This is a genomic window from Streptomyces sp. SID8374 (genome assembly GCF_009865135.1).
GTDB lineage: Bacteria > Actinomycetota > Actinomycetes > Streptomycetales > Streptomycetaceae > Streptomyces.
This window is the reverse complement of record NZ_WWGH01000001.1, coordinates 1290834-1310247: the sequence shown is the minus strand read 5'-3', so window position 1 is coordinate 1310247 and position 19414 is coordinate 1290834. Positions and strand designations below refer to the sequence as shown.

Below are 19414 nucleotides of genomic sequence, written 5' to 3'. Positions count from 1 at the left end.
CCCCCGCACAGTCGAAGGGACATCGACCATGTACGGAACTGCGCACCGCCGTCACCCCCGTCGCGGCAGAGCCGCCGCCGCGACACTCCTCGCCGCCCTGCTGCTGGCCGCACTCCCCGCACCCAGCGCCCATGCCGCCACCACCCCCGCCAACCCCGGCTTCGAGTCCGGCACCACGGGCTGGTCCACCTACTCGCCCACCGGCCAGACCGCCGCCTCCTTCACCGAGCCGGGCGGCCACACCGGCGCGACCCGGCTCAGCCACTGGTCGGCCTCGGCCTACCGCGTGGAGACCTACCAGTACCTCACCGGCCTCACCGACGGCACGTACACCCTGAGCGCGCGGGTCCGCTCCAGCGGCGGGCAGAACGCCGCGTACATCGCCCTGCGCAACTGCGGTACGGCCGAGCAGCGCACCGACCTGCCCGCCACCGCGAACGGCGCCTGGATCCGCGTCGTCACCTCGGTACGGGTCACCGGCGGCGGCTGCACCATCAGCCTCAACTCCGACGCGGGCGCGGGCCAGTGGGCCAACTTCGACGACATCACCTTCACCCCGGGCACCACCGGCCTGGCGGTCAAGGGCGGCGACCTCTCCACGCTCCCGAAGAACGAGGCGTACGGGGCCCGTTACCGCGACGCGAGCGGCGCGACCGGTGACGCGATGAGCATCCTGGGCGCCGCCGGCATGAACTACGTCCGCCTCAAGGTGTGGGTGAACCCGGCCGACGGCTACAACGACAAGGCCCACGTCCTGGCCATGGCCAAGCGCGCCAAGGCCCTCGGGATGAAGACCCTGATCGACTTCCACTACTCCGACCGCTGGGCCGACCCGGGGCACCAGACCAAGCCCGCCGCCTGGGCGGGCCACGGCTACGAGCAGCTGAAGCGGGACGTCCACGACCACACGTACGACGTGCTGAACGCCCTCAAGGCGCAGGGCACCACCGCCGACATGGTCCAGATCGGCAACGAGACCAACGCCGGGATGCTCTGGCCCGAGGGCTCCACCGCCAACTGGCCGCAGCTGGCCGGTCTGCTCACCGCGGGCGCGAACGCGGCGAAGTCCGTCTCCTCCGGTACGCGGGTGGCGCTGCACCTCGCCGAGGGCGGCGACAACGGCGGGACCCGCTGGTGGTTCGACAACGCGGTGGCCCAGCGCGTCCCGTTCGACGTCGTGGCGCTCTCGTACTACGGCTACTGGCACGGCCCGCTCTCCGCCCTCCAGACCAACCTGGACGACACCGCCGCCCGCTACGGCAAGCCGGTCCTGGTCGCCGAGACCGCGTACGCGCACACCCTGGCCAACGGCGACGGGCTGGAGAACAACATCGCCACCGCCTCCCAGCTCGCCCCGGGCTACCCGGCCACCCCCGCCGGGCAGGCCGCCAACCTGCGGGACGTCATGAACGTGGTGGAGGCCGTCCCGAACGGGCGCGGCCTGGGCGTCGTCTACTGGGAGCCGTCCTGGACCGCCGTGCGCGGCAGCGGCTGGGACCCGCAGGACCCGGCCTCCGGCAACGCGTGGGAGAACCAGGCCCTGTTCGGCTACGACACCACGCTGCTGCCCGCCGCCCGCTGGTTCTCCCACCGCTGAGGGGGGTTCTACCGGGGCTCCCCGTTCCACCGCCACGCGGTGCGGCGCGGGTGGTCCGGCAGTTCGGCGCGGCCGGTGGCCCAGAGCAGGACGGTCCACCGGTCGCCGCCCGCCGGGGCGTCGGGGAAGAGCCGGGCCAGCACCCGGTCGCAGAGGCCGGCGGGCGGCGCCCACTCCAGGCCCAGGCCCTCCGCCAGGTCATGGGTGTGCACCAGGGTCTCCACCACGCCCATCGCGGCGAAGCCCTCCGGGTCGGAGACCCCGTAGGTGTGGTACGAACGCACCTCGGGCGGGGTCGTCCGCGCCATCGAGGCCAGCAGCGCACCGCTCGCCTCCAGGGTCGCCAGCAGCCCGGCGGGCCCGGCCGTCCGGTCGGCGAAGACCGCGTTGGCCGGGCCGCCCTGCCGGTCGGCGGCCCACCGGTAGGGCACCTCGCCGTCCAGCGGGGGCGTACGCGGGCCCAACTGGACGGCGTACGCGAAGAGATCGTCGCTCAGGTGCTCCACCGTCTCCCAGCACGTCCACTCCAGCGTCCCGGCGGGCTGGTCCCAGCCCTCCGCCGGGGCTCCGGCCAGCGTGTCCACCGCGAGCCGGACGGCGGCCGTCACATCGTCGGCCGTCACCGGCAGCCGGGTCCCGCTCAGCGCGGCCCGCTCGGCGGCGGAACACTCCACGCAGAACTCGTTGCCCTCGGGGTCCGCCAGCGTCGCCCACCCCCGCCCGTCCGGTTTCCGGTGGTCGCCCACCAGCGTGGCGCCGAGCGTGAGGAGCCGCTCCACCTCCTCGTCCCGGGTGCGGTCCTGCGGCTGGACGTCCAGGTGGAGCCGGTTCTTGGCGGTCTTGGCGTCGGGCCCCTGCACGAAGAGGATCGCCGCGCCCGGGGTCTCCAGCAGCGCCTCCGGGTCGCCGGGGAAGTCGTCGGCGGCGAGCGGGGCGCCGAGCACCTGGGACCAGAAGGTGCCGAGCGCATGGGCGTCGGAACAGTCGACGGTGATGTGCCGTACGTGAGAAGTCATGGCCGCCACCCTGGCCGGTGGCCGGTGGCGGGGTCCAGCGAGTTACGCGCCAAGGGCCCGGGACGGCGTACCGTCCCGGGCCCTTCACACTTGTGTGTGCCGCTACTTCACCGGGGTGAAGTCCCGCGCCCCGATGAACTCGGGGCGGCGGATCGGCGCCGCGAACGGCTCCTGCGCCTCGTTCTCCACGCTGTTGAAGACGATGAAGACGTTGGAGCGCGCGTACGGGGTGATGTTGTCGCCCGAACCGTGCATGGCGTTGCAGTCGAACCAGGTCGCCGAACCGGCCTTGCCCGTGAAGAGCTTGATGCCGTGGCGGTCGGCCATCTTCGTCAGCGCCTCGTCGGACGGGGTGCCGGCGTCCTGCATCTGGAGCGACTTCTTGTAGTTGTCCTTCGGCGTCTCGCCCGCACAGCCGAGGAACGACTTGTGCGAACCGGGCATGATCATCAGCCCGCCGTTGGTGTCGAAGTTCTCGGTGAGCGCGATCGACACGGAGACGGTCCGCATGTTCGGCAGCCCGTCCTCGGCGTGCCACGTCTCGAAGTCCGAGTGCCAGTAGAAGCCCGAGGCGCCGAAGCCCGGCTTCACATTGATACGGGACTGGTGGACGTACACGTCCGAGCCCAGGATCTGGCGGGCGCGGCCCACCACCCGCTCGTCGCGGACCAGCCCGGCGAAGACCTCGCTGATCTTGTGGACCTCGAAGACGGACCGCACGTTCTGCGACTGCTTCTCCACGATGGAGCGCTCGTCGGCCCGGATCAGCGGGTCGGCGACCAGCCGGTCCAGCTCCGCCCGGTAGACGGCGACCTCGTCGGGGGTGATGAGCTGGTCGACGGTGAGGAAGCCGTCGTGCTCGTATCCCTGGAGATCCTTGGCGGCGATCGGGCCCGGTGCGCCCGGCGCGGACCAGATGACCGGGTCCTGGCGGGGAGTGGTCATCTCGGCGGCGCCGCGCGAGGGGTACAGATCGGCGCGTACTTCGGTGGTCATACGGTTCAGGCCTCCTCGGTCAGCAGTGGGTAGACACCGTTCTCGTCATGGTCCTCCCGTCCGGTGACGGGAGGGTTGAAGACGCACACGCAGCGGAAGTCGGTCTTGGGCCGCAGGGTGTGCCGCTCATGCCCGTCCAGCAGGTACATCGTGCCGGGGGAGATCCAGTGGGTCTCGCCGGTCTCGTCGTTGGTGAGCTCGGCCTCGCCCTCGGTGCACAGGACCGCCTCGATGTGGTTCGCGTACCACATGGAGGTCTCGGTGCCCGCGTAGAGCACGGTCTCGTGGAGCGAGAAGCCCACCTTCTCCTTGGCGAGCACGATGCGCTTGCTCTCCCAGGTGCCGGACGCGGCCTTCACATGCCGGTCGGTGTTCTCGATGTCCTTGAACGATCGGACGATCACGGTGAGCAGTGCCTTTCTCTCGAATGCCGCCCCGGGCCCCATGAGGCCCGGGGCTTTACTTCTCGCCTGCCCCGGACTCGCCGGGTCAGGCCGTCTCGCGGACGCAGCGGGCCAGCGTGCGCAGGCCCTCGTCCAGCTCGTCGGGGGTGACGGTCAGCGGCGGCAGCAGCTTGACGACCTCGCTCTGCGGGCCGGAGGTCTCCAGCAGGAGCCCCAGCTCGAAGGCGCGGGCGCAGACCGCGGAGGCGCGCGCCGGGTCCTGGAACTCCATGCCCCAGACCAGACCGCGGCCGCGGAACTGCGCGGTCGGCTCCTCGGCGCAGATGGCCAGCAGCGCCTGCTCCACCTGCTCGCCGCGGGCCAGGGTCTGCTTCTCCATCTGACCGTCGGCCCAGTACGCCTGGAGTGCGGCGGCGGCCGTCACGAAGGCCGGGTTGTTGCCGCGGAAGGTGCCGTTGTGCTCGCCCGGCTCCCAGATGTCCAGCTCCGGCTTGAACAGGCACAGCGACATGGGCAGGCCGTAACCGCTGATGGACTTCGACAGCGTGACGATGTCCGGGACGATGCCGGCCTCCTCGAAGGAGAAGAAGCCGCCGGTACGGCCGCAGCCCATCTGGATGTCGTCGACGATCAGCAGCATGTCCTGGCGGTGGCACAGCTCCTGGAGCGCGCGCAGCCACTCGGCGCGGGCCACGTTGATGCCGCCCTCGCCCTGGACCGTCTCCACGATCACGGCGGCGGGCTTGTTCAGCCCGGAGCCCTGGTCCTCGAGGAGCCGCTCGAACCACAGGAAGTCCGGGACGGTGCCGTCGAAGTAGTTGTCGAACGGCATCGGCGTGCCGTGCACCAGCGGGATGCCGGCGCCGGCCCGCTTGAACGCGTTGCCGGTGACGGCGAGCGAGCCCAGCGACATGCCGTGGAAGGCGTTGGTGAACGAGACGACCGACTCGCGGCCCTTGACCTTGCGGGCCAGCTTCAGGGCCGACTCGACGGCGTTGGTGCCCGTCGGGCCGGGGAACATGACCTTGTACGGGAGGTCGCGCGGGCGCAGGATGACGTTCTGGAACGTCTCCAGGAAGGCGCGCTTGGCGGTGGTCGCCATGTCCAGGCCGTGGGTGATGCCGTCGCGCTCGATGTAGTCGATCAGCGCTCGTTTCAGCACCGGGTTGTTGTGGCCGTAGTTGAGCGAGCCGGCCCCGGCGAAGAAGTCCAGGTAGGTGTGGCCGTCCTCGTCGGTCAGCCGGGCGCCCTGGGCCCGGTCGAACACGGCGGGCCAGCCGCGGCAGTAGCTACGGACCTCCGACTCCAGGGTCTCGAAGACGCTCAGTGCGGGCGGGGTGATGGTCACAGCGGATCTCCTGCGTGAGGGGGTGTGACGGGCGATGTGGTCGGTGCTCCCTGCCGCACGGAGGCGGCCGGGACCGCGCCGGATGGTCGGCCGGCGCGAAAAGTCGTGGGGGACCGGACGTACGGGTCAGGTACGCCGGGCCGTGAACGGGTGGCTCACGGGGCTGCTCGGATGGGTCGGGCGCCTCAGCCGGCGAACGGGCCTATCCGGTACAGGACCTCCGGCAGGTGCGTCCCCTCGGGGAACAGCCCCCCGTCGAAGAGGACCTCCTGCTCCAGGGCTACGTCGTGCCGCTGGGCGTAGGACGTGAACAGCCGGTCGGACGCGGTGTTGTCCGGGGTGATCGTCGTCTCGACACAGGAGAGCCCCTGGTCGGCGGCGACCCGGGCGGTCAGCGCGTCCAGCAGGGTGGCGGCCAGTCCCTTGCCGCGATGTGCCTGGTCGACGGCCACCTGCCAGACGACGAGGGTCTCGGGGCGGTCGGGCCGGATGTAGCCGGTGACGAAGGCGATCGGCTCGCCCTCCTCGTCACGGGCGACGACGGACGTCGCGGCGAAGTCACGACACCACAGCAGGTAGCTGTACGAGGAGTTCAGGTCCAGGACCTGGGAGTCGCGGGCGATGCGCCAGATCGCGGCTCCGTCCTCCACTCGCGGCGTGTCGATACTCAGGAATTCGCTTCGGGCACGGGCAAAATCTGCTGGTGCGGCGGTCATGCGAATTGAATTTACCCAGCAAATTTCTAAATTGCATCGAGGCAGAGGGTTGGGTGGAGCGCCTCCATGTGTTATCAGGCGTGCGCGAGATCCGCCCGAATCCGGGTACGATTTCGCACTCTTTGTCCCGAATTTTTCGGGCATAACGCCGCTCGTGTGGAGTCGGTCACAGGGTTGTAACTCCTCTGAGACGTGTCCGAATCATGAAGTTCGAGCCCCGAAAAAACTTCCGCGTTTAGCGGGAGGGAAAGCGGGCAGAAGAATGCGGGGAGCTGCTTTCGATAAAGCAGCTCCCCGCATTATGAATATCAGAGGCCCGGAGAGGTTTCCGTCACCGCGCGACGGGCAGCCTCGAAGTCGACCTGCCGGCCCGTAGCGGCCAGCGCCGCCCCCAGAGCCGCGAGCGAGGACAGCACCGCGTTCCGCGTCGCATCCGCACCGTAATGATTGACCCGGATCATCTCCTTGGAGAGCGCCCCGCCGCCCGCGACGAGCGGCAGCGTGTGCTCCAGCTCCAGTGCCCGCGCGACCAGCGCCGAGGCGTCGGTCCCCGCCGGGACGCGCAGCGTCGTGGCCACCGGAGCGGCGTCCCGCGCCTCGTGGACGTACGGCTCCAGACCGCCGCCCAGCGCCACCGCGCCCACCCGGGTCGCCGCCGCGGCCGCGGCATGGCGGGCCATCACGTCGTCCAGGCCGTCCTCCTCGATCCGCTCCAGGCACGCCTCCAGACCCAGCATCTCCAGCTGCGCCGGAGCGTGCGGCAGCGCCTTGCGGCCCGCGTCGATCCAGCGCTCCTTCCAGTCCAGCAGCGAGAGGTACGAGCGGCGCGGGGCGGCCGGGTTGGCGGCGATCCGCTCCCAGGCCCGCCCGCTCACCGAGACCGCCGACACCCCGGCCGGGCCGCCCATCGCCTTCTGCGCGCCGATCACGCACAGGTCCACGCCCCAGGCGTCCGGCAGCAGCGGCTCGGCGGCCACCGAGGCGACCGCGTCCAGCATGAACAGCGCCCCGTGCGCCCGGACCACCTCACCGATCTCCGCGACCGGGTTGGTGTTGCCGGTCGCCGCCTCCGCGTGCACCAGGGAGACGAAGCCGATCTCCGGGTGCTCGGCGAGCGCCTCGGCGACCTGGGCGGCCGTCACGGCGGTGTGGAAGGGCACGGTGAGGTCGACGACCTGGGCGCCGCAGTCCCGCAGCCAGTTGCCGAAGGTCTGCCCGTACGGGCCCGTGACCACGTTCAGCGCGGTCGAACCGGGCCGGGCGCCGCCGCGGATGCAGCCCTCCAGCGGCAGCAGCGCCTCGCCCTGCGTGATGACGACGTCCTGCTCGGTGGCGAGGAGCGCGGCCACCCGCCTCTCGATGGCCGCGAAGTGCGCGGCGGTCAGCGGGGGGAGGTCGAGGAAGGGGTGCGTCACGGTGGGGCTCTCTTCGGGTTCGGTCGGCGGTCGACAGGCTCCAGCAGCCTACCGAGGGCCTCGTACAGTGCCGCCTATGAGTGATCAGGTGAGCGGTCGGGACGGGCAGCGGGTGCTGCGGGTGAAGGGTCGGGTCCTCGTCGGCCCGGACGAGGTGCGCGAGGAACTGTGGGCCGTCGACGGGCGGATCACCTACGAGCGGCCGCCGGGCGCGGACCGCGCGGAGACGGTCACGGGCTGGGCGCTGCCCGGCCTCGTCGACGCGCACTGCCATGTGGGCCTGGACCGGCACGGCCCGGTCGACGCGGCGACCGCCGAGAAGCAGGCGCTCACCGACCGGGAGGCCGGGACCCTGCTCATCCGGGACGCCGGATCGCCCTCCGACACCCGCTGGATCGACGACCGCGAGGACCTGCCGAAGATCATCAGGGCCGGCCGCCACATCGCCAGGACCCGCCGCTACATCCGCAACTACGCCCATGAGATCGAGCCCGGCGACCTCGTCGCGTACGTCGCCCGGGAGGCCCGGCGCGGCGACGGCTGGGTCAAGCTGGTGGGGGACTGGATCGACCGGGACGCGGGCGACCTGACCGCCTGCTGGCCGCGCGGCGAGGTCGAGGCGGCCATCGCGGAGGCGCACCGGCTGGGCGCCCGGGTCACCGCGCACTGCTTCGCCGAGGCCGCGCTGCGGGACCTGGTCGAGGCGGGCATCGACTGCATCGAACACGCCACCGGCCTCACCGAGGAGACGATCCCGCTCTTCGCCGAGCGCGGCGTCGCGATCGTCCCGACGCTGGTCAACATCGCCACGTTCCCCGACCTCGCGGCGGGCGGCGAGGCCAAGTTCCCCCGCTGGTCGGCCCATATGCGGCAGCTGTACGAGCGCCGCTACGACACCGTGCGCGCGGCGTACGACGCGGGCGTCCCGGTCTACGTCGGCACCGACGCGGGCGGTTCGCTGGCGCACGGCCTGGTCGCGGGCGAGGTCGCCGAACTGGTGAAGGCGGGCATCCCGCCGCTGGAGGCCCTCTCCGCCACCGCGTGGGGAGCCAGGAGCTGGCTGGGGCGGCCGGGGCTGGAGGAAGGGGCTCCGGCGGATTTGGTCGTGTACGACGAGGACCCGCGCGCGGATGTCCGGGTGCTGGGCGGGCCGCGCCACATCGTGCTGAACGGGCGGGTCATCGGCTGAGGTTGTGCCGGGTTGACGGGCAGTGACGGATGCGGCCCCCGGCTCGTTGAGCTACCTCCGCTCGCCGATGCGCCTCGGCGGACACGGTGTGAAACGGGTGACGGAGTGAGGCGGGAGGGAACGCGCGTGCCGAAAGATTCGAATATACGCGCGAAAACCCCCCTTTGGGGTGAACTCACGTCAGGTGTCCGCCAGTTCACCCTCAGTGCGTAAAGATTCACGGAGTCGAGGCCACCGGCACAGGCGATGTCCCCCATTGGACTGTGCCGGTGGCTCCATGTCTCTTGTGGGGGTTCCACCATCTTGAACAGCAACACCTTCCGTCTCGCTGCCCTGGCGGTCGCCACCGCTCCCGTCGCCCTGTTTGTCGCCGTCCCCGCGCAGGCAGCCCCGGCGACGCCCGCCACCGGCGGCGAGGGCAAGGCGAGCGCGGTCGTGCTCCGTACCGGACTCGACGTCTCGCTCCTCAACAAGTCCGTCCAGGTGCCCCTCAAGGTCACGCTCAACGAGGTGCAGGCGCCGGCCAGCGCCGAGAAGACCGCGCTCTCGGTGAACCTGGACGGTGTCGAGGGCGGAAAGCCGGTCAGCATCCTGCGCGCCGACGTGGCCACCGCCAACGCCACCGTGGACGAGCACAAGGCCGAGGGCTACACCAACCTGGCCAAGGCCCGGGTCCATGTGCCCGGACTGCCCCTGCTCTCGCTCATCGAGGTCGAGAAGGTGACCTCCAAGGCGCTCTGCGAGACCGGCAAGCAGCCCGTCGCCGAATCGAACGTGCTCGGCCACGTCAAGGTGCTCGGCAAGAAGGTGACGCTCTCCGCGGGCGGCCCGACCCGGGTGGTGGTGCCGGGCGTCGGCGAGGTGAGCCTCGACCTGTCGAAGACCGAGACCACCTCGCGTACGGCCGCAGCGACGGCACTCCAGCTGAAGGTCTCGGTCAACCCGCTCAATCTCAACGTGGCCGAGGTGAACGGCGAGGTCACCCTGGCCGAGGCGACCTGCGAGACCCCGAAGGGGCCCAAGACGCCCGAGGAGCCGGGCGGCAGCAACGGCGGGTCGACGGGGGGCGACACGGGCGGCAGTTCCACGGGCGGCTCCGGCGGTTCCACCGGCGGCGGTGACACCGGCGGCTCCAGCGGCGGTGACTCGGGCGGTTCGGACGGCGGTTCCACCGGCGGTGACCAGGGCGATGGCGGCTCCGATGTGAAGCCGCAGACCGGCTCCGACTCCGGCAAGGCCCCCACCACGGCCAACCTCGCCGAGACCGGCGGCAGCTCCTCCACCCCGTACCTCGCGGGCGGCGCGGCCCTGCTGCTGGCGATCGGCGCGGGCGCCACGGTGATCGCACGGCGGCGGAGCGGCGGCAGCCAGGCCTGATCCGCGCGCGGAGACGGGACCGTGGGGCGGCGTCCGTACGACGGAACGCCGCCCCACGGGCCGGGCCCAGGGCCTGTCGCCGGCCGTTCGGCGACAGGCCCAGGGTCTCCCTCAGCGCCCCGTTCGCGCGGGCAGCGCCTGGACCGCCTGGTCCAAGGCCTGGAGGAAGCGGTTGGTCGTCGCCCGGTCGCGGACGGCCAGCCGCAGCCACTGCGGCCCCAGCCCCGGGAACGTATCGCCGCGCCGGGCCGCGAAACCCAGCAGCCGCAGCCGCTCCCGGATCTCCGCCGCCCGCTCCAGCCGCACCAGCACGAACGGGCCCCGCGCCTCCTCGACCGCCCGCACCTCGCTGAACTCCGCGAGCCCGGCCAGCAAATGGGCCCGGTCCACGGTGATCCGGTCCGCCGCCTCGGCCGCCTCCACCAGCGCCCTCGGCTCCATGCACGCCTGGGCCGCCGCCAGCGCCGGGGACGACACCGGCCACAGCGGCTGCGCCTCGGCCAGCAGCGCGATGGTCTCCGGGTCGGCCAGGACGTAACCGATCCTCAGCCCGGCCAGCCCCCACGTCTTGGTGAGGCTGCGCAGCACGACCAGACCCGGGATGTCCGTCCGCCCGCACAGCGCCTCGCGCTCGCCCGGCACCACGTCCATGAACGCCTCGTCGACCACCAGCGTCCGCCCCGGTCTGGCCAGCCGCTCCAGCAGGGCCGCCGGGTGCAGCACGGACGTCGGGTTGGTCGGATTGCCGACCACCACCAGGTCCGCCTCGTCGGGGACCGCCGCCGGATCCAGCCGGAAGCCGTCCTCCTCCCGCAGCAGCACTCGCCGCACCCCGTGCCCGGCCGCCCGCAGGGCCGCCTCCGGCTCGGTGAACTGGGGATGCACGACCACCGGGCACCGGGCCGGGAGCGCCCGGGCGATCAGGACGAACGCCTCGGCGGCACCGGCCGTCAACAGGACGCGTTCCACCGGCAGTCCGTGCCGCTCGGCGACCGCCTCCCGGGCCGGGGTGCCGTCGGGGTAGGCGGCCAGCGAGACCAGGGACGCGGCTATCCGCTGGCGCAGCCACTCCGGTGGGGTGTGGGTGCGGACGTTCACGGCGAGATCGGTCAGATTCTCGCCGCGCACCTCCGCGTCGCCGTGGTGCCGCAGGTCGGGCCCGGCGCTCTCGATGTTCTGTGTGGGGGGTGTCATGGCTGCCATGGTGAACGGGCGGGCGCCTTCCGTCACGAGTGGGGTGGAAGTTTTCTCGCCGGAAACAGGGAATGGCGTGCGGACGGCCGGAATCCGGCGTGCCACCGCACAGGTCGCGAGCCCCTTGCCGACGGACTTCCCCACCACCAGCTCGTCCGCCTCGATCAGCGCCGCCGCCTCCGCGACCGACGGCGTGCCCACCGCCCCGGCCGCCGCGCCCGACGGGTTGGGCACGCGCACGGCCGCCAGAGCCGCCGCCGGATACGTCCGCACCGGCACCCCGAGCCGGGCGGCCGCCCCCACGATCCCCGGCTCGTCCGCCTTCGCGTCGACGGTCGCCACCTCCACCACATCGCCGGTACGCAGCCCCGCCCCGTGCAGGGTCTCCTCGATCAGGCCGTACACCTCGCCGAGCGGCGCTCCCCGGCGGGCACCCACCCCGACGACCAGGTTCCGCGCGCCGGGCTCGGGTGTGGGGGTCGTCATGGCGGAGCCTGCCTCTCAGATCAAGCGGTGGGGGGAGCTGTTCCGTATACGGTCACGGATCCGGCCGTCACACGGTTCGTCGTACGGTGCGTCGCATGGCCCGTCGCACGGTGCGTCGTTCGGGCGGGTGAGGCCGCCACGGGTGGGGACACGGGTAAGGGCAGGGGTAAGGACACCCTGAGATGCGGGCGACGGGGTCGATCGACTAGCAAGAGCCCATGGCGGTGTTCGTCGCGCTCGGCGCGTTCCTGATGACTCTGGCCGGCGGCTGGGTCGCGCAACGCGTCACGGACCGCCGCCATCTGGTGCTCGGCTTCGCGGGCGGGCTGATGCTCGGCGTGGTCGGCCTGGACCTGCTGCCGGAGGCGATGGAGGCCGCGGGGACCCCGGTGTTCGGGGTGCCCGCCGCCCTGCTGCTCTTCGTCGGCGGCTTCCTGGTGGCCCATCTGGTCGAGGGGCTGCTCGCCGTACGCCAGGTGGCACACGGGGCGAGCGGTGAACGCGTACCGCAGGTGGGGCTCACGGCGGCCGCCGCGATGGTCGGCCACAGCCTGATGGACGGCATCGCGCTCGGCGCCGCCTTCCAGGTCAGCGGAGCCATGGGCGTGGCCGTCGCGCTGGCGGTGATCAGTCATGACTTCGCCGACGGATTCAACACGTACACCCTCACCAGTCTTTACGGGAACGCCCGCCGCAGGGCGCTCCTGATGCTGTTCGCGGCCGCCGTGGCACCGGTCGTGGGCGCCGCGACGACGCTGCTGTTCACCCTTCCGGAGGAACTGCTCGGCGGCTATCTCGGTTTCTTCGGCGGCGCCCTGCTCTACCTGGCCGCCGCGGAGATTCTTCCCGAGGCGCACCACACCCATCCCGCCCGCTCCACCCTTCTCTGCACCATCGGGGGCGTGGGCTTCATCTGGCTGGTGGTCGGCATCGCGGAGTGAGCCGCATGTGCGCCCGCGTGCGCCCTTGTACGCCTCACCGCACCCGGCAGTGCTCCACGAACCGGTGGGCCACCTCGGGGGAGGCCGCCCAGTGGGTGTGCAGATAGCTGGCGTGCACGCCCCGCTGGACGTACCCCTCCACCCGCCGTTCCGGCTGGTGCATGCCCCAGGCGGGCGTGGCCCCCGCCCCCGGCTCCAGCACCGTCCGGTGGAACTCATGGCCCCGCATCCGGGTCCCGGCGACCGCCAGCGCACTGTCCGAGACCGCCACCGCCTGCCGGTACCCGAGCGTGAGCCGCTCCGACATCCGGGCCTCCGCGTCCAGCACCCCGCACATCGGCTTCCCGTCCAGCTCCCGCGCCAGATAGAGCAGCCCCGCACACTCGGCCGCCACCGGGGCGCCGCTCAGGGCCAGTTCGGTGACCGCCCGGCGCAGCGGCTCGTTGGCCGACAGCTCGGGGGCGTACATTTCCGGGAACCCGCCGCCGATGACGAGCCCCGCTGTGCCCACCGGCAGCTTCTCGTCCCGCAGCGGGTCGAAGACCACGACCTCCGCACCGGCCGCCGTCAGCAGTTCGGCGTGTTCCGCGTACGCGAAGGTGAACGCCGCACCGCCGGCCACGGCGACGACGGGCTTCTCAGCTCCGGGCGTCGGGGCGTACGCCGGTTCCCACGGCGCGTCCGGCAGCGCGGGCGCCGTCCGCGCCAGCGCCATCAGCGCGTCCAGGTCGCACCCGGCGAGCACCCGCTCGCCCATGGCCCGTACGGCCTCCACCGCATCGCCCTGCCGCTCGGCCACCGGCACCAGCCCCAGGTGGCGCGAGGGCGTGGCCACCTGAGGCGCCCGGCGCAGCACACCGAGCACCGGAAGCCCCGACTCGTCCAGCGCGTCCCGCAACAGCGCCTCGTGCCGGTCGGAGGCCACCTTGTTCAGGATCACCCCGCCGATCCGCACCTCCGGGTCCCAGGAGGCGAACCCGTGCACCAGGGCAGCCACCGACCGGGACTGCGAGGAGGCGTCGACCACCAGCACCACGGGCGCCCTGAGCAGCTTCGCCACCTGTGCGGTGGACGCCAGCTCCCCTTGGCCCGAGGCACCGTCGTACAGCCCCATCACCCCCTCGACCACGGCGAGGTCGCACCCCGCCGACCCGTGCGCGAAGAGCGGGGCGATGAGATCCGTCCCGCACATGTACGCGTCGAGGTTGCGGCCGGGGCGGCCCGTCGCCAGCGAGTGGTACCCGGGATCTATGTAGTCCGGGCCCACCTTGTGCGGCGAGACGGCGAGCCCGCGCGCGGCGAAGGCGGCCATCAGGCCGGTGGCGACGGTGGTCTTGCCGCTGCCGGAGGCCGGAGCGGCGATGACCAGGCGGGGCGTACTCACCACTCGATGCCCCTCTGGCCCTTCTGCCCCGCGTCCATCGGGTGCTTGACCTTCGACATGTCGGTCACCAGGTCGGCCGCCTCGATGAGCGCGTCCGGCGCGTTGCGGCCGGTGATCACCACGTGCTGGGTGCCGGGCCGGTTCCGCATGACCTCGACGACCTCGTCGGTGTCGATCCAGCCCCAGTGCAGCGGGTAGGCGAACTCGTCCAGCACATACAGCTTGTACGTCTCCGCCGCCAGGTCGCGCTTGACCTGCTCCCAGCCCTCGCGGGCCTTCTCCTCGTTGTCCAGCTGGCCGTCGCGCTGGACCCAGGACCAGCCCTCGCCCATCTTGTGCCAGTCGACCGTGCCGCCCTCGCCGCTCGCGCCCAGCACCTTCAGCGCGTTCTCCTCGCCGACCTTCCACTTCGCCGACTTCACGAACTGGAACACCCCGATCGGCCACCCCTGGTTCCAGGCCCGCAGCGCGAGCCCGAACGCGGCCGTCGACTTGCCCTTCCCGATGCCCGTGTGGACGAACAGGAGCGGGCGGTTGCGCCGCTGACGGGTGGTGAGCCCGTCGTCCGGCACCGATGTCGGCTGTCCCTGCGGCATTAAGCGGCCCTCCCGGCTGCGGTGACGTCCTTGACGAGCCCGGCGATCGAGTCGGCCCGCAGTTCGTCGAGTGTGACGGCGGTGCCTCCCAGTTCCCGGGCGAGTTCCCCGGCGAGACCGAGGCGTACGTACCCCGACTCGCAGTCCACGACGACCGAGGCGGTCCCCTCGGCCTGGTGCAGCCGCGCTGCCCGCCCCGCGAGCGCCACCGGCTCCGGACCGCCGGTCGCCCGGCCGTCCGTGACGACGACGAGCAGCGGCCGCCGCGACGGATCGCGCAGCCGCTCCACCCGCAGCACGTCATGGGCCTTCAGCAGCCCGGCGGACAGCGGGGTGCGGCCACCGGTCGGCAGCGACTCCAGCCGGGCTGCGGCCGCGTCCACGGACGAGGTCGGCGGCAGCGCCACCTCGGCGTCCTTGCCCCGGAAGGTGACCAGGCCGACCTTGTCCCGCCGCTGGTAGGCGTCCAGCAGCAGCGACAGCACGGCCCCCTTGACCGCGCTCATCCGCTGCCGGGCCGCCATCGACCCGGAGGCGTCCACGACGAACAGCACGAGGTTGCCCTCACGCCCCTCCCGGGTCGCCTGCCGCAGATCGTCCCGCCGCACCACGAGCCCGCGCCCGGACCGCCCGCGCGCCCGCTGGTGGGGGGCGGCGGCCTGCACGGTCGCGGCCAGGTGCAGCTTGGTCAGAGCCCCCTGTGGTCGGGCCGCTCCTGTGGTCCGACCATGGGCTGTACGGGCCCGGGAACGCCGCCCGGCAGCGCCTTCCCCCAGCCCCGGCACGCTGAGCATCTTCGTACGGAACGGCTCGGCGGCCGCCACCGGCTGCTGCTCGGCCCCGGCGGAGCGGCCGGGCGCGTCGGGGGAGCCTTCGGGGGCCTGGGACGGCGTGTCGCCGCCTTCGGAGGCCTGCGGCGGGGTGCGGTCGCCGTCGGCCTGGGGCGGTACGCCACCGCCTCCACCACCGTCGCCACCGCCGTCCGGGCCGGGGTCAGGATCGTCGTCGCCCGGGTCGCTGTCCTGCTGCGGGCCCGCCTCGTCCAGGGTCTGATCCAGCTTGTCCTCGTCCAGACCCGGCGCGTCGAACGGGTTGCGGCGCCGCCGGTGGGGGAGCGCCAGAAGGGCGGCCTGCCGTACGTCGTCGGCGGTGACCTCCTCACGCCCGGCCCAGGCGGCGAGCGCGGTCGCGGTACGGGCCATCACGATGTCGGCCCGCATCCCGTCGACCTCGAACGCGGCGCAGGTCGCGGCGATCTGCCGCAGCACGCCGTCACCGAGCACGACGCGGGGGAGCAGGGCACGCGCGGCGGCGATGCGCTCCCGGAGCGCCGTCTCCTCCTCGGCCCAGCGAGCCGCGAACCCCTCGGGATCGTCGTCGTACGCGAGCCGGCGCCGTACGACCTCCACCCGCTCGTCGGTGTCCCGGGAGGCGGCCACCTCGACGGTCAGCCCGAACCGGTCCAGCAACTGCGGCCGCAGCTCGCCCTCTTCCGGGTTCATCGTCCCGACCAGCAGGAACCGTGCCGCATGCCGTACGGAGACGCCTTCGCGCTCCACGTACGAGGCACCCATGGCGGCCGCGTCCAGCAGCAGGTCCACCAGGTGGTCGTGGAGGAGGTTGACCTCGTCGACGTACAGGATCCCGCGGTGCGCGTCGGCCAGCAACCCCGGCTCGAACGCCTTCACGCCCTCGGAGAGCGCCCGTTCGATGTCCAGCGCCCCCACGAGCCGGTCCTCGGACGCGCCGACGGGCAGCTCCACGGTCCGCGCCGGCCGCGACACACCGGCGGCCTCGGCGTGGGGCCCGTCGGGACACGCGGGATCGGGGGAGACCGGATCACAGGAGAACCGGCACCCCGGTACGACGGAGACCTCGGGCATGAGGGCGGCCAAGGCGCGGACGGCGGTGGACTTGGCGGTCCCCTTCTCGCCCCGCACGAGCACACCACCGACGGCCGGACTGACCGCGTTCAACAACAACCCGAGCCGCAGGTCGTCCTGCCCGACGATCGCGGTGAAGGGATACGGCGTACTCACTTGGCCTCCTCGTCGACGTCAACAACAGCAATTCCAAGCCCGTGGGACGTTCGGGCCTCTCCCAGCGGCTCCGGGGAAGCAGAATCAAGCCCCTCCGGCGATTGAGGAGCGGGGCCCGGGGCAGCGCCCCGGCTCTCCGCCGCACCAGCGCCCGTCCCCGCACCCGCCCCCAACACCGGCGCCCCCGGCGGCACGAACGGCAACCCCCCAGGCGCACCCCCCTCGATCAACCGCCACAACGCATCCGTGTCCGCGTGCTCCTCCACCAGATCCCCCAGCCGATCCAGCTGCTCCTCCCGCAACACCCCGAACCGCGTGTCCGGCGCAGGCACGAACCGCCGCCCGGCCCCCCGGGCCACCTCCTCCAGGAACCGCCGCCGGAACCCATCGCTCTCCAGCGACCCGTGCCAGTGCGTCCCCCAGACCGACCCCACCCGGCACCCGTCCAGGAACGGCTCCCCGCCCCGCACATCGGCGACCCCGTGGTGGATCTCGTACCCCTCCACCGGCTCCCCGAGGGCCCAACCCACCGGCCGCGCCAGCGTCTTGGCCCGGTCGAAGCGCACCCGCACCGGCAGCAGGCCCAGCCCGTCCACGACCCCCGCCCGCGACTCCACCTCGTCCTCGATCCGCTCACCGAGCACCTGGAACCCGCCGCAGATCCCCAGCACCGGCCGCCCCTCACGCGCCCGCCGCACCAGCGCCTCCGCGAGCCCCCGCTCCCGCAGCCAGGCCAGCGCTTTCACCGTGCCGCGCGTCCCGGGCACGACGACCAGGTCCGCGTCGGCCAGCTCATCGGGCCGGTCCACGAACCGCACGACGACGCCCGGTTCGGCGGCCAGCGCGTCCACGTCCGTGAAGTTCGACATCAACGGCACCGCGCAGACGGCGACCCGCAGCACGTCATCCCCATGGGGCGGCGCCACGACCGACTCCCGTACCGCACCCCGCAGGGAGACCCGCAGGCCGTCCTCCTCGTCGATACCGAGCCCATGGGTGAACGGCAGCACCCCGTACGTCCGCCGTCCGGTGAGCCCGTACAGCATGTCCAGCCCCGGTTCCAGCAGCGAGACGTCACCCCGGAACTTGTTCACCAGGTACCCCGCGACCAGCGCCTGGTCCTCCGCGCTCAGCAGCGCCGTCGTCCCGAAGAAGGAGGCGAAGACCCCGCCCCGGTCGATGTCCCCGACCACCAGCACGGGGAAGCGGGCCGCCCGCGCGATCCCCATGTTCACGATGTCGGTCCGCCGCAGGTTGATCTCCGCAGGGGACCCCGCCCCTTCGCAGATCACCGCGTCGTACGTCGACCGCAGCTGCTCCAGACAGTCGGTGACCGTCCCGAGCAGCGCCTCCTGCCGGCCCCCGTGGTAGCCCCGGGCGCTCATCTCGCCCACCGGCTTGCCCATCAGCACGACCTGGCTGGACCGGTCGCTGCCCGGCTTCAGCAGCACCGGGTTCATCAGCGCGGTCGGCTCCACCCGGGCGGCCTGCGCCTGCATGGCCTGCGCGCGGCCGATCTCCGCGCCCTCGCGGGTGACGAAGGAGTTGAGGGACATGTTCTGCGCCTTGAACGGCGCGACCTTCACGCCCCGGCGCACCAGCCACCGGCAGATCCCCGCTGTGACGACGCTCTTGCCCGCGTCCGATGTGGTCCCCGCGACCAGCAGCCCACCGCTCATGCCCGTCCCCGCTTCCGTCCCATGACTGTTCGCCCCGCGACCACGCGCCCCGCGACCGTCCGCCCCACCACAGACACCCCGAGGGCCAGCACACTCACGCGCCGCGACAGCCGCACCGCGCGTTCGATGTCGGCGCTCCGCACGTCCCGCCCGGACGCCCCGTTCAGGACCGGCCGGTGTTCGACGCGCCCCGCGTACGCCAGCGTCCCGCCGAGCCGTACGCCGAGCGCCCCCGCGAACGCGGCCTCCACCGGCCCGGCGTTCGGGCTCGGATGGCGCCCCGCGTCCGCCTTCCAGGCGCGTACGGCCTCCGAGGGCCGCCCGCCCGCCACGACAGCCAGCGCGGCCGTCAACCGGGCGCCGGGCCACCCCGCGAGGTCGTCCAGACGGGCCGAGGCCCAGCCGTAACGGCGGTAACGGGGCGACTTGTGGCCGACCATCGCGTCGAGGGTGTTCACGGCCCGGAAGCCGACGAGCCCCGGCACCCCGCCGATGGCGCCCCACACCAGCGCGCCGACGACGGCGTCCGAGGTGTTCTCCGCGACCGACTCCACCACGGCGCGGGCGATCTGCGGCCCGTCCAGGGAGTGCGGATCGCGCCCGCACAGATGCGGCAGCCGCTCCCGGGCCACCTCCAGGTCCCCGGCGGCCAGCGCGCCCCCGATGGCACGGGCCTCCCGGCCCAGCGACGTACCGCCGACGACCGACCACGTGGTGGCGGCCGTCAGCGCGACGGCGAGCGCGGGGCGTCCCTGTACGGCACGGGCGGCCAGTGCGGCGGCCCCCACGGCGCCTCCGGCGCACAGCAGGGTGTGCAGTGCGCCCCGGCCCCGGTCGTCACGCCACAGCAGGGACTCCACCCGCGCGGCTGCCCGGCCGAAACCGGCCACGGGGTGGCCCCGCCGAGGGTCGCCGAGGGCCGCGTCGGCGATCAGCCCGGCGGTGGCGCCGTACGCGAAGACACGATCGGCACGCACGGTTCAGGCCGCCGCGGGCAGAGGCGTTCCGGCATGAAGAGGTACGGGAAGAGGCACAGG

At 72.7% G+C, this 19414-nt stretch carries 16 protein-coding genes; 4 read left to right on the top strand and 12 right to left on the bottom strand.

The window, feature by feature from the left end; all coding sequences use genetic code 11:
- Positions 1-28: 28 nt before the first annotated feature.
- Positions 29-1597, top strand: coding sequence for a glycosyl hydrolase 53 family protein (locus GTY67_RS05885; protein WP_161278002.1), 1569 nt, complete (start codon positions 29-31; stop codon positions 1595-1597).
- 8 nt (positions 1598-1605) lie between these two features.
- Here GTY67_RS05885 and GTY67_RS05880 read toward each other — a convergent pair whose 3' ends face one another.
- The 6 genes from GTY67_RS05880 to GTY67_RS05855 form a co-directional block, all read right to left on the bottom strand.
- Positions 1606-2613, bottom strand: coding sequence for a VOC family protein (locus tag GTY67_RS05880; RefSeq protein ID WP_161278001.1), 1008 nt, complete (start codon positions 2611-2613; stop codon positions 1606-1608).
- 102 nt (positions 2614-2715) lie between these two features.
- A complete protein-coding gene (thpD, locus tag GTY67_RS05875; RefSeq protein WP_161278000.1) occupies positions 2716-3609 on the bottom strand; it encodes an ectoine hydroxylase in 894 nt (297 codons plus the stop codon).
- A 5-nt stretch (positions 3610-3614) separates the two neighbouring features.
- Entirely contained in the window at positions 3615-4013 is a 399-nt protein-coding gene (locus GTY67_RS05870; RefSeq protein ID WP_018488170.1) for an ectoine synthase, read from the bottom strand.
- 85 nt (positions 4014-4098) lie between these two features.
- Positions 4099-5361, bottom strand: a complete 1263-nt coding sequence (ectB, locus tag GTY67_RS05865; protein WP_161277999.1) for a diaminobutyrate--2-oxoglutarate transaminase — start codon at positions 5359-5361, stop codon at positions 4099-4101.
- Positions 5362-5546: 185 nt separating this feature from the next.
- Entirely contained in the window at positions 5547-6077 is a 531-nt protein-coding gene (ectA, locus tag GTY67_RS05860; RefSeq protein WP_093688284.1) for a diaminobutyrate acetyltransferase, read from the bottom strand.
- A 308-nt stretch (positions 6078-6385) separates the two neighbouring features.
- Positions 6386-7492, bottom strand: a complete 1107-nt coding sequence (locus GTY67_RS05855; protein WP_161277998.1) for an aminotransferase class V-fold PLP-dependent enzyme — start codon at positions 7490-7492, stop codon at positions 6386-6388.
- A gap of 112 nt (positions 7493-7604) precedes the next feature.
- Here GTY67_RS05855 and GTY67_RS05850 point away from each other — a divergent pair, with 112 nt between their 5' ends.
- Together GTY67_RS05850 and GTY67_RS05845 are read left to right on the top strand one after the other, a co-directional pair.
- Entirely contained in the window at positions 7605-8681 is a 1077-nt protein-coding gene (locus tag GTY67_RS05850) for an amidohydrolase family protein (RefSeq protein WP_161279964.1), read from the top strand.
- Between the two features lie 303 nt (positions 8682-8984).
- On the top strand, positions 8985-10058 hold the full coding sequence (locus GTY67_RS05845) for an SCO1860 family LAETG-anchored protein (protein ID WP_237502555.1): 1074 nt from the start codon (positions 8985-8987) through the stop codon (positions 10056-10058).
- Between the two features lie 111 nt (positions 10059-10169).
- Here GTY67_RS05845 and cobC read toward each other — a convergent pair whose 3' ends face one another.
- Entirely contained in the window at positions 10170-11738 is a 1569-nt protein-coding gene (gene cobC, locus GTY67_RS05840; RefSeq protein WP_161277996.1) for an Rv2231c family pyridoxal phosphate-dependent protein CobC, read from the bottom strand.
- Positions 11739-11956: 218 nt separating this feature from the next.
- Here cobC and GTY67_RS05835 point away from each other — a divergent pair, with 218 nt between their 5' ends.
- Positions 11957-12679: a ZIP family metal transporter gene (locus GTY67_RS05835; protein ID WP_161277995.1), complete on the top strand. Its 723-nt coding sequence runs from the start codon at positions 11957-11959 to the stop codon at positions 12677-12679.
- A 34-nt stretch (positions 12680-12713) separates the two neighbouring features.
- On the opposite strand, the gene GTY67_RS05830 is transcribed toward GTY67_RS05835, so the two are convergent.
- From GTY67_RS05830 to GTY67_RS05810, 5 genes are read right to left on the bottom strand one after another with little or no spacing between them, the layout of a single operon-like run.
- Positions 12714-14066, bottom strand: coding sequence for a cobyrinate a,c-diamide synthase (locus tag GTY67_RS05830; RefSeq protein WP_161277994.1), 1353 nt, complete (start codon positions 14064-14066; stop codon positions 12714-12716).
- Positions 14060-14659 (bottom strand): cob(I)yrinic acid a,c-diamide adenosyltransferase, encoded by a 600-nt coding sequence (gene cobO, locus GTY67_RS05825; protein ID WP_026237554.1) that lies wholly within the window; start codon positions 14657-14659, stop codon positions 14060-14062. Before cobO ends, GTY67_RS05830 begins: the two co-directional genes overlap by 7 nt.
- Entirely contained in the window at positions 14659-16698 is a 2040-nt protein-coding gene (locus GTY67_RS05820) for a putative cobaltochelatase (protein ID WP_161277993.1), read from the bottom strand. The genes cobO and GTY67_RS05820 overlap by 1 nt, the downstream gene beginning before the upstream one ends.
- Positions 16695-18377, bottom strand: coding sequence for a cobyric acid synthase (locus GTY67_RS05815; RefSeq protein ID WP_161277992.1), 1683 nt, complete (start codon positions 18375-18377; stop codon positions 16695-16697). Before GTY67_RS05815 ends, GTY67_RS05820 begins: the two co-directional genes overlap by 4 nt.
- On the bottom strand, positions 18374-19354 hold the full coding sequence (locus GTY67_RS05810) for a cobalamin biosynthesis protein (protein WP_161277991.1): 981 nt from the start codon (positions 19352-19354) through the stop codon (positions 18374-18376). Before GTY67_RS05810 ends, GTY67_RS05815 begins: the two co-directional genes overlap by 4 nt.
- Positions 19355-19414: the final 60 nt, after the last annotated feature.

Excerpts from the sequence above, each read along its gene's own strand:
- GTY67_RS05815 (WP_161277992.1), bottom strand. The coding sequence starts at position 18,377 with ATGAGCGGTGGGCTGCTGGTCGCGGGGACCACATCGGACGCGGGCAAG.
- GTY67_RS05835 (WP_161277995.1), top strand. The coding sequence starts at position 11,957 with ATGGCGGTGTTCGTCGCGCTCGGCGCGTTCCTGATGACTCTGGCCGGC.
- cobO (WP_026237554.1), bottom strand. The coding sequence starts at position 14,659 with ATGCCGCAGGGACAGCCGACATCGGTGCCGGACGACGGGCTCACCACC.
- GTY67_RS05885 (WP_161278002.1), top strand. The coding sequence starts at position 29 with ATGTACGGAACTGCGCACCGCCGTCACCCCCGTCGCGGCAGAGCCGCC.
- thpD (WP_161278000.1), bottom strand. The coding sequence starts at position 3,609 with ATGACCACCGAAGTACGCGCCGATCTGTACCCCTCGCGCGGCGCCGCC.
- GTY67_RS05880 (WP_161278001.1), bottom strand. The coding sequence starts at position 2,613 with ATGACTTCTCACGTACGGCACATCACCGTCGACTGTTCCGACGCCCAT.
- ectA (WP_093688284.1), bottom strand. The coding sequence starts at position 6,077 with ATGACCGCCGCACCAGCAGATTTTGCCCGTGCCCGAAGCGAATTCCTG.
- cobC (WP_161277996.1), bottom strand. The coding sequence starts at position 11,738 with ATGACGACCCCCACACCCGAGCCCGGCGCGCGGAACCTGGTCGTCGGG.